This is a genomic window from Nonomuraea sp. NPDC003201, from assembly GCF_053590415.1.
Genome location: NZ_JBSFTC010000384.1, coordinates 1 through 8,979, shown reverse-complemented (window position 1 = coordinate 8,979; position 8,979 = coordinate 1). Strand labels below are relative to the sequence as shown.

Sequence of the window (8,979 nt, the reverse complement as noted above, 5' to 3'; positions counted from 1 at the left end):
CCGGCCGGGGCGCCCCCCCCACCCGCCGCGCGCGGTCCCGGGCCGGCGCCGGCCCCGCCCGCGGGGCGGGCGGACCCGGGCCGGAGCCCCGGCCCTGGCGAATGTCCACGGGCTCGCCCAAGGAGCGCGGCCCCCATTCAGGTGCCGAGCAGGGAGTCGATCGAGCGCCGTAGTTCACCCTGCCAGTTGGGCCAGTCGTGACGGTGGAAGGGCTTGATGTGCACCCGCACTGGAATGTCCAGCTCGCCCAGTTTGTCGATGGCCTGCGTGGCCATGCCGTACACCGACTGCTCGACCGGATCCACCAGGAGGGGGTTGCCCACCCCGGCCTGGTCCTTGCCCGCCTGGCCGTCGCCGGTGGCGATGTAGAGTCTCGTCCCGCGCAGCGCCGCGAGCGAGTGCTTCGGGTTGTACCGGTTCCAGTGCTCACCACCGACCGGGCCGTAGATCTGCTCGACGGTGACGCCGCAGGCCAGCGCGCCGCTCGCGATCGCGGCCATCGCGGGCAGGCCGGGGTTGCCCGGATAGTCGTTGTCGAGCGCTCCGCTGAAGGAGGCGGCGGCGGTGAACCTGCCGGGGAAGCGGGCGGCGTATCCGATGGCTCCGCCGCCGCCCATGGACAGGCCCGCGATGGCCTGCCGGTCGCCGGCGCGGTACTCGTTCTTCAGCAGGTCGTAGAGCTCGCCCATGTGGAAGGACTCCCACCTGTGCGGCGGAAGGGCCGGGTCCTTCCAGTCCATGTAGCCCGAGCAGGTGCCGGTATCGGGCATGACCACCAGCACGTCGCGGGTGCCCACGATCGCGTCGGCGTCGCCCTGCGCGGTCCAGTCGGTGTAGGAGCCGCCGCCGCCGTGCAGCAACCAGAGCACCGGCCAGCGGCGCGTCGCGGTCTTGCTGTAGCCGGGTGGCAGGAGCAACCGCACCTTGCCCGGGACGTTGATCAGCGGTGAGGCGATGGTGAGGTCGAGGATGCGCCCCTCCTTGATCACCGTCTCGGTGACCTCGGAGGACGGCGATGTGGCCTGGGCCGGGCCGGCGAGGGTCAGCAGCAGGATGAGCGCCGCCAGCGGGTGCGAGATGAGGATCGACATGACTGGTGCTCACCTTTCAGTCAGCTGTTCAGCGCGGACTGCACCAGCGCGGCGTACGCTCGCTGGCCCGCGGGGTTGGGATGGTAGGAGGCCCCGTCGGTGGTGATGTCGATCGCGCGCACGTAGGGGTCGTCGTCGCAGATCGCGTGGCCGGTGAAGGCCGGTACCGGGTCGATGAAGGAGATGTCGACCCCCTCCTGGCGCAAACGGGTGATGGCGGCCGCGCTGACGGCGTTCATCTTGTCGGTCATGTCGTTGAGCCACAGCGCGTCGAGCTGGCCGATGCGGAAGGAGCTGATGCAGTTCAGCGGCGCCTCGTTCTGCACGTTGAACAGGTGCGGGTAGCCCAGGACGATGATGCGGGCGTTCGGCGCCTTCTGGTGGATCTTGGTGTAGGTGTCGGTGAGCGGGCCGTCGAGCGCGGCGATGGCGTGCTCGGTGCTGTCGTCGCGGCAGTTGAGGCCGAGGCTGCAGCGGCTGATGATGTCGGAGAAGCCGGCGTCGTTGCCGCCGATCGTCAGGGTCACCAGATCGGTGTCGGCGTCCAGGTAGCCCTGGTCGATCTGCGGCGGCTCGCCGTTGGCGTAGGCGTCGCCCGTGACGTGCTTGGTCTGGGCGCCCGAGCAGGCCAGCAGGGCGAAGCCGGTGGTGCCGTTGCCGGTCCTCGCCTCGCTCTCGATGGTGCTGGACGAGCCGGGCCATCTGACCATCCGCGCGTAGGCGTCGGCCTTGGACCGGTGGCAGGTCGAGCCGCGGGTGCCCAGGGTGAAGTTGCTGACCTCGTCGTACGGCTCGTTGCCCTGCCCCGCCGAATAGGAGTCCCCGAGGCCCACGTAGTCGACCTTGGGCTTGCTCGTCGGGATGAAGGCCATGGCGTCGAAGGCGATGTCCCAGTCCCAGTTGCGGCCCTCCTCACGTCTGGTCAGGTTGCTGAGCGACACGCTGGCGCCCGAGTTGAGCTGGAACACACCGAGATCCACCCAGGTGTTCTTCTGCCAGTACTGGCCCACGATCCGATGCCGGGTCGGCGCGTTGCCGCCGGGATCGATGATGTAGTCGGCGAGCTGGGTATGCGCGCCGACCTCCGGGATGTGCACCTTGATGCGCGTCCACCCGGTCATGGAGCTGGGCGGGCGCCAGACGCCGGTGACGCCGAACTTGAGCTGGCCGGTATTGGTGGCGTCCCTGGTGTGGGTGAACCAGAAGTGGTCGCCGAAGCCGCCGCCGAGCTGGTGGAAGTCGACTCTGGAGACGTACGGCGCCGGGTCGGTCTCGTTGAAGTAGAGCGTGAACGAGCCGTGGTTGCCCCAGGTCCTGCTGCAGCCCGCGCGCACGATGGGCACCGAGGACGGCACGTCGTCCACGACGTAGGCGTTGGACGGGATGCCGCTGAGCGAGCAGTTGGGCGTGTAGTGGGTGCCGTCGGGTTGCTCGGGATAGGAGGTGTCGAAGCGCAGCAGTTCGTGGCCGCACACGCCGCTGCCGCACATCCGGTACCACGTCGGGGTGTGCCACCAGCACTTCAGGTCGTACTGGCCGGAGGCGTCCTTGTGCTTGCACGGCGCGGCCGCGTCGCCCGGGTCGCAGTCGTTCTTGCCCGGGTCGCAGAAGGACGTGAGGAGAGGTTTGGCGGCGTTGCGGTCATCGCCGCTGACCCACCAGGCGGGGCGGAAACCGGGGCCGTCAGGGGTGGAGATGGAGTAGGCGGCGAAGCCGATGACCTTCTCCTCGTACGGCCAGAGCTGCGGCTCGGCGGGGTCGTGCGGATTGCTGTTGAAGAAGTGGCGGTTGGCCGGGTAGACGGGGTTGGCGGGGTTGTTGGCCCAGCCCACACCCCACGGCGAGCCGTCCTGCTTGTCCGGGTGGAAGCCCGAGTTGTAGGCCCAGATGGCGAAGATCCAGTTCTCCAGCCACGCCGAGTCGCCGTTGCTGTGGATGAGGCCGGCGTTGCGGGTCTGGTTCCACTTGTCCTGCAGGATGCGCAGGCCGACGGCGATGTTCGTGGCGTAGTCGACGGCGATCTCCCGCTGCTGCCAGGCGGGCAGCGCGACCTCGCAGAAGTTCTCGTCCGGCTTGCAGGGACGCTCGTGGCCCTGCTTGCGCATGCCGTCGGTGATCTGGGTGATGCCGTATCCGCAGTCGCTCTTGTCCCAGTTGATCACCCAGTCGTCGGACGGATCGTCGTTGTAGAGCTCGCGGCCGTAGTAGTTGCCGACCAGCGGGTTGCCGGTGCTTCCCGGCAGCACGTGGCCCGTGGCCTGCCAGAGGTTCGACTCCTGCGACATGATGCCGAGGAACACCTGTACCGGAACCCGGCCGCCGCCCGCCAGGGAGAGCGGCGGGAACTCGCCCTGCGGTCTCCACTGCGTCAGGCCCGACTGCTTCCAGCCGGTCGGGCGGAGCATCGTCAGGTTGCCGACCACCGCCTGGTCCGCGGCCCACTCGACCTGGCGCGGCGTCGGCTGGTACACCTGCGTGTACGGATCGTTGCGCGGCACGGAACAGTAGGCGCCGGTGTCGACCGTGCCGGTCCCCGAACCGGTGGCGGCCGCCGCTGCCCCGCGGCCCGTGGCGGTATCGGTGACGGGCATGCGGTCCGAGGTTCGTACCGTGAAGTCGGTCTCCCCGCCGGTGGGTGTGATCTTGGTCTTCAGGTGGACGACCTGGGGTTCGCCGGGGGGCTGCGAGGTCATCGCCCGTACCCATTCCTCGGACGGCTCCTGACCCGAGCCCATCGAGGGCCGCTTCTGCGGCAGGACGGCCAGCCGTCCGTGGGACGAGAGCGTGGCCGCGGCGGGAACGTCCACGCGGGTCACGGGGGCGGGCAGCGGCCGCGCGGGCGTGAGGCTCCCGGTGAGGAACACCTTCCCGCCCGTTCCCGCGCTCACGTTGACGTCGGTGAGCGGCCCCGAGGCCAGCTCCGCCGCCTCGCCTCCGGCGACCGGCACGCGGCGCACGCGGGCGACCTCCCCCTGGTACTCCATGAACACCACGCCGCCGTCGGCGTCGGCGGCCAGCCTGAACGGCACCGACGCCGCCCTGGCGAGTTCGCGCGGCTTGCCGTGCGCGGGAAACAACCGCAGGCTGCTGCCGGTGGCGGCCACGATGCCGCCGTTCACGGGGATGGCGGACGTGACCTGCCCGGCCCGCTCGACGGGCGCGGCCAGCCGTCCCGACGTCGCGTCGAGTACGGACAGCCGGGTGCGCGACGGTGCGTCTCCCGGTTCACCCCCTCCCTTGGCCTGCGTGATCACACTGCGCTCTCCCTGTCCGCAGCCGGGATTGAAATAGGCGAGCGAGGAGCGGATCGGCAGCTTGGTGACCTTGCCGGTGGGCACGTCGATGAGCGCGGTGAAGGCCCCGCGGTCGAACAGGTCCGCCTGGTTGGTGAAGGCGCGCGGCGCGTAGACGGCCACCGCCTTGCTGCCGGAGGCGGTGAAGCAGACATTGCCGATCCAGCGGTCGGTGTCGAAGCCCGGCTCGCTCAGCGTCGCCAGCGTGCGCCAGGTGTAGCCGGTGCGTTCCTCGGCCGTCAGCAGGTGGAAGCCGGTCGCGTCGCCCTCGGTGCTCCAGGCGAGGTCCGGCGAGGTACGCCAGTCCGCGGCCAGCACGCGGTCCCGCTCGGCCGGAGCCACCGACGAGGACGGCTTCTCCGGCGACGCGGTGCTCGGAGGAACGACCGCGTCCGCCGGAAGGGTGAGCCCGGCCGTGAACAGCACGGCGGCCGCGCCGATGCCGAGCGCTCTGATCGTGGATCTGTTCATGATGGGCTCCATGGGGGGTGGCGGATGACGCTGGGGCAGTCGGCGGAGCCGCAGAGCCTGGGGAGGGGCTACCTGTTGCCGTAGTAGGCGTAGACGTCCACGGAGATCGTCACCGGCGAGGCGCCGGTGTTTCTCAGCACGACCGTGCCGTCCGGGCGGAGCGCGGCCGTGGCGAAGCCGACCGTGTTCCTGCCCGCCGCGTACGCCACCGCCCGTACGGCGGCCGCGCCGTCCGGGGGAATGACCTCGACCGTGCCGTTCGCCGTTCCGCCGGCGGTGACGGCGACGCCGACGGCCGAGACACCCGACGAGGGGACCTCGCCGCTGCCGGAGGGCCGCAGCACGTACGTGCCGCCAGGGGCGACCGTCACGCCGCCGGCCACCCGGACCGGGGCGACCGCCTTGACGAGGGAGGCGCGTTCGGCGGCGGTGTAGTAGCCGCTCACCTCGACCGAGACCTCGGCCGCGCCGCCGCCCAGGTTATGCAGATTGATCTTCCCGTTGGCGCCGGGTCTGACGATGGTGAAGAACTGCACGGGGGTGTTGGCGGGGTAGTCGACGTTGGCGTCGGCGGGGAAGGCCTCACCGGCGGGATAGACCCGGATCGTGCCGGTGGAGGCGCTCTTCACCAGCACCGTCAGGGCGACGCTCTGCGGGGAGGGCGGGCCGGGCGTCGTCAGCTCGAGATTTCCCAGCGCCGGAACCGACACCCGGTCGGCGATGCGCGACGGCGCGACCGGATGGTAGGTGCCGCCGAGGGTGGCCGCGGCGTGGTCGAGGGTGTAGCCGTGCACGTCGAGGTAGACGCGGACGGCCTGGCCGCTGCGGTTCTCCAGCTTGAGCGTGCCGTCGTCGCCGACCTTCGCCATGACCATGGTCGAGGCGTACCGGGTGGCGTCGTAGAAGAGCACGTCACCCTCCGGTTCGGGCTCGCCGGAGGGATAGACGGCCAGCGAGCCGGTGTTGAAGAAGTCGCCCTTGGCGGCGATGTTGACGGCGACGGCGGCGATGCCGCCGGCGGGAAGCCCGGCGACGCCCGCGACCGGGACCGTCATCGTGGAGTTGGCGCTGATCTGGGCGTTGCTGAGGATGCGGGTGCGGACCTGGAAGAGCTGGTGCGGACCGGGGCGGGCGGCGGAGCCCAGGGCGGCCTCGTCGAGCTGGATCCGGGGAGTGGTGCCGCCGCCGTACACGATGGGCTTGCCGGTGTCCTCCAGCGCCGCCTCGATCTCGGACGGCGTGGCGTCGGGACGGGCCTGGCGCAGCACTGCCAGGGCCCCGGCGACGTGCGGGGCGGCCATGGACGTGCCGCTCTTGGACTGCCACCGGCCGCCGGGCACCGACGAGACGATGTCCGACCCGGGAGCGAACACGTCCAGCAGCGGCCCCCGATTGCTGAAGGAGGACACCTCGTCCTGATCGGTGGTGCTGCCCACCGCGATGGCGGAGGAGACGCAGGCCGGAGCGCTGACGGCATCGGTGTAGCCGTTGTTGCCCGCGGCCACCACCGTGGGCGCCCCGGCGACGAGCAGCCGGTCGATGAGAGGCTTGCGCGGATCGTCGTCGCACGGGGCGGTGTACCTGCCGCTGCCCAGGCTCAGGTTGACCGCGGCCACGGGGACGCCCTCGTCGATCAGCTCCAGAACCTTCTCCATCCCCGCGAGCTGGGCGCTGACGAAGCTCAGCAGGCACGGCGGCCCGGCGGTCCCGCAGTACGAGAAGGAGTCGAACCTGCTGTAGACCTGAACGGCGACGAGATCGGCCCCCGGGGCGACCCCGCCCGCCGCGTCGCCGGTCTCCTGGCCGGCGACGATTCCGGCCACGTGGGTGCCGTGGCCGCAGTCCACGTACGCGCACGGCCCGCTGTCGGCGTCCGCCGCTCCGGGCCCCTCCTGCTGGTCCGCGCCGTCCGGGCACAGGCTGGAGGCTCCGTAGGCGGGGTCGGTGGGGGAGAAGCACGCCTCGGCCACGACACGCCCGCCGAGGAAGGGGTGGTGGACCGCGACGCCCGAGTCCAGGATGGCCACCACGCTGCCCTCACCGGTCAGCCCCGCCTCCCGGGTACGGTCCGCGCCGATGAGGGGCACGCTCTCGGCGAGCGCCGGCGGGACCGGCACGTCCTCCGACACGCTGACCACGCCCGGTTGTCCGGCCAGCCGCTGCACGTCCGCCCGGTCGGCGCGCAGCGTGAGCACCGGTAATCGCGACAGCGTCTGGATCACCTGGCCGGGGCCGACCGCGGAGGCCGCGGCGGACAGGTCGGCGCGGTCCCGCGTCACCACGTTCACGCGGACCTCGCCGCCCGCGGACAGCTTCTCCGCCAGCTCGGGATCCACGCGAGGGCCGGGCGCCGCCGCGGAGGCCGCCTGCGACGGCATGAGCGGCACCGTCACGAGGGCCGTCACGAGGGCCGTCACGAGGGTGGCCGCGGTGATCAGGCGGCGGACCAGGTGTTGCTTCATGCGATCTCCGCTCGACGTAGGACGTGCCTTGGCACAGTTCCCGCGCGGGCCCGGCCGCGAGGACGGTCCGGCGGATCACCGGCCGGCCAGCACCGCCTTGGCACGCTGCACCCAGGTGGTGAAGACGGACAGCGACTCGGTCAGCGACTGCCGCTGGTCCCGCACCATGATCTCTTCGTAGGCGCGCTTCGCCGCCCGGTACGTCGGCAGCAGGTCGGCCCCGTTCGCGCAGGCGGCGTCGTCGGCCGCGACCTGCTTCTCCGCCTGAGTGGCGGCCACACCGGGCTCCCGGTTGGCCCAGCGGAGGTCGGCGCGGGCGCTCATCGGGCTGTCGTAGGCGTACCCCTTGGCCGTCATGCAGCTCACCCACTGGGTCAGGGCCCGTGCGACGGCGGTGTGCTCCAGGGCGAGGAAGCTCGCGTCGTCGGCCAGCAGCCGGGGGTCGGCGGCCAGGGCGTGGTCCTGGCCCAGGACGCGGGCCTCGCCGCTCGTCGCGCAGCCGCCCTGGGGGATGGCCTCGCCCGGCCCGGTCGTGGCGGCGGTGCCGTCGTAGGCCTGCATCTCCTCCGGTGTGGGGGCCCGCTGGTCCGCGGGCTCCGAAGCGGCGGCCGCCGCCGCGGGGTCGAGCGCGGGCCGCGGGTATCCGGACCGGGAGGCCGCGGAGGCGTCGAGGGGTTCGATCAGATCCGCCTCCACGTAGTCCTCGGGGTTCCAGTTCCGTACGACGCCCGCCGTCCAGGCCGAGAAGCCGAGCGACTGCATGCACGTGGCGGTCGCGGCGTCCTTGGCCAGGTCGATGGTGTGGATGTCGGCCATCGACGTCATGTACGGATCGAGCGGCATCGGGAGGCCCGGATCCGGCGGGACGGCGGTGAGCACCGGCTCCGGGATCGGGGACGGCTCCGGCCCGAGCGTCCCCGTGGGCCCGGGAACCGGCAGAACCTCGCCCGTGGTGGGCAGGGGGTCGGGGTCGAGAGCCGACGAGGTGGCGGAGCTGGACGCGGCCGGATGGAGGCTGAACGCGGCGGCTCCGATGGTCAGCAGGACGGCCCCGGCGGCCAGCAGCGGTGGTGTGCCCTTTCTCATTTGCCGTTCCTCCTCCAGAAGCACTCGCCCTTGCCGATCCAGCGGCCCTCGGTGCAGTAATCGCGCGAGTAGAGAATGACGTTGGAGTAATGGAAGGGCTGCAGCACGCCCAGAGTGTCGTGCCAGATGTCGCCCCGGCAGCCCTGCCAGTTGTACCAAATGAGGAATCGGCGGCTGTAGATGCGGCTGTAGACGCTGCGGCCCTTCCACTGCTGCTGGAGCCCGCCCCACCAGCTCCACTGCGTGACCGGGCACGCGGCGCCGTTGTAGCTGGGGGAGAAGGTCGAGTTCCAGCGGTCCATGGACTTGCCGCTGTTCACGTTGCGGACGCGGTAGTAGCCGGCGCTGGTCTTGGTGTCCTTCCACAGCTGGTTCTTGCCGCCGTTGTAGGGCCAGACGGACACGATGCCGCCGTTGGCCTTCGACTTGTTGTACACCTCCAGGTACTGGCGCGTGTATTCGTTCTGCCAGCGGTACGTGCCGTCCGCGTGCGCGGCGGCCGGGAGGACGGTCGCCGCGGTCGCGACCGCGGCGACGACCGTCACCGCGGTCCGCGTGGCCGGGCGGACCGCCGGA

At 71.4% G+C, this 8,979-nt stretch carries 5 protein-coding genes; all 5 read right to left on the bottom strand.

The annotated features are described in order from the left end of the window. Window positions 1-137 precede the first annotated feature (137 nt). A complete protein-coding gene (locus ACWDX9_RS54945; protein ID WP_449970471.1) occupies window positions 138-1,091 on the bottom strand; it encodes an alpha/beta hydrolase in 954 nt (317 codons plus the stop codon). Window positions 1,092-1,111: 20 nt separating this feature from the next. Next, entirely contained in the window at window positions 1,112-4,855 is a 3,744-nt protein-coding gene (locus tag ACWDX9_RS54940; RefSeq protein ID WP_449970468.1) for an SGNH/GDSL hydrolase family protein, read from the bottom strand. A 68-nt stretch (window positions 4,856-4,923) separates the two neighbouring features. Beyond that, window positions 4,924-7,317, bottom strand: coding sequence for a S8 family peptidase (locus ACWDX9_RS54935; RefSeq protein WP_449970465.1), 2,394 nt, complete (start codon window positions 7,315-7,317; stop codon window positions 4,924-4,926). Between the two features lie 75 nt (window positions 7,318-7,392). Beyond that, window positions 7,393-8,403, bottom strand: a complete 1,011-nt coding sequence (locus tag ACWDX9_RS54930; protein WP_449970462.1) for a hypothetical protein — start codon at window positions 8,401-8,403, stop codon at window positions 7,393-7,395. Then, window positions 8,400-8,979, bottom strand: a 580-nt coding sequence (locus tag ACWDX9_RS54925; protein WP_449970459.1) for an RICIN domain-containing protein, incomplete at its 5' end; no start/stop codon positions are given. The genes ACWDX9_RS54930 and ACWDX9_RS54925, both read right to left, overlap by 4 nt.

Bases quoted from the DNA above. Each gene is read 5' to 3' on its own strand.
- ACWDX9_RS54945 (WP_449970471.1), bottom strand. From the start codon at position 1,091: ATGTCGATCCTCATCTCGCACCCGCTGGCGGCGCTCATCCTGCTGCTG.
- ACWDX9_RS54940 (WP_449970468.1), bottom strand. From the start codon at position 4,855: ATGAACAGATCCACGATCAGAGCGCTCGGCATCGGCGCGGCCGCCGTG.
- ACWDX9_RS54935 (WP_449970465.1), bottom strand. From the start codon at position 7,317: ATGAAGCAACACCTGGTCCGCCGCCTGATCACCGCGGCCACCCTCGTG.
- ACWDX9_RS54930 (WP_449970462.1), bottom strand. From the start codon at position 8,403: ATGAGAAAGGGCACACCACCGCTGCTGGCCGCCGGGGCCGTCCTGCTG.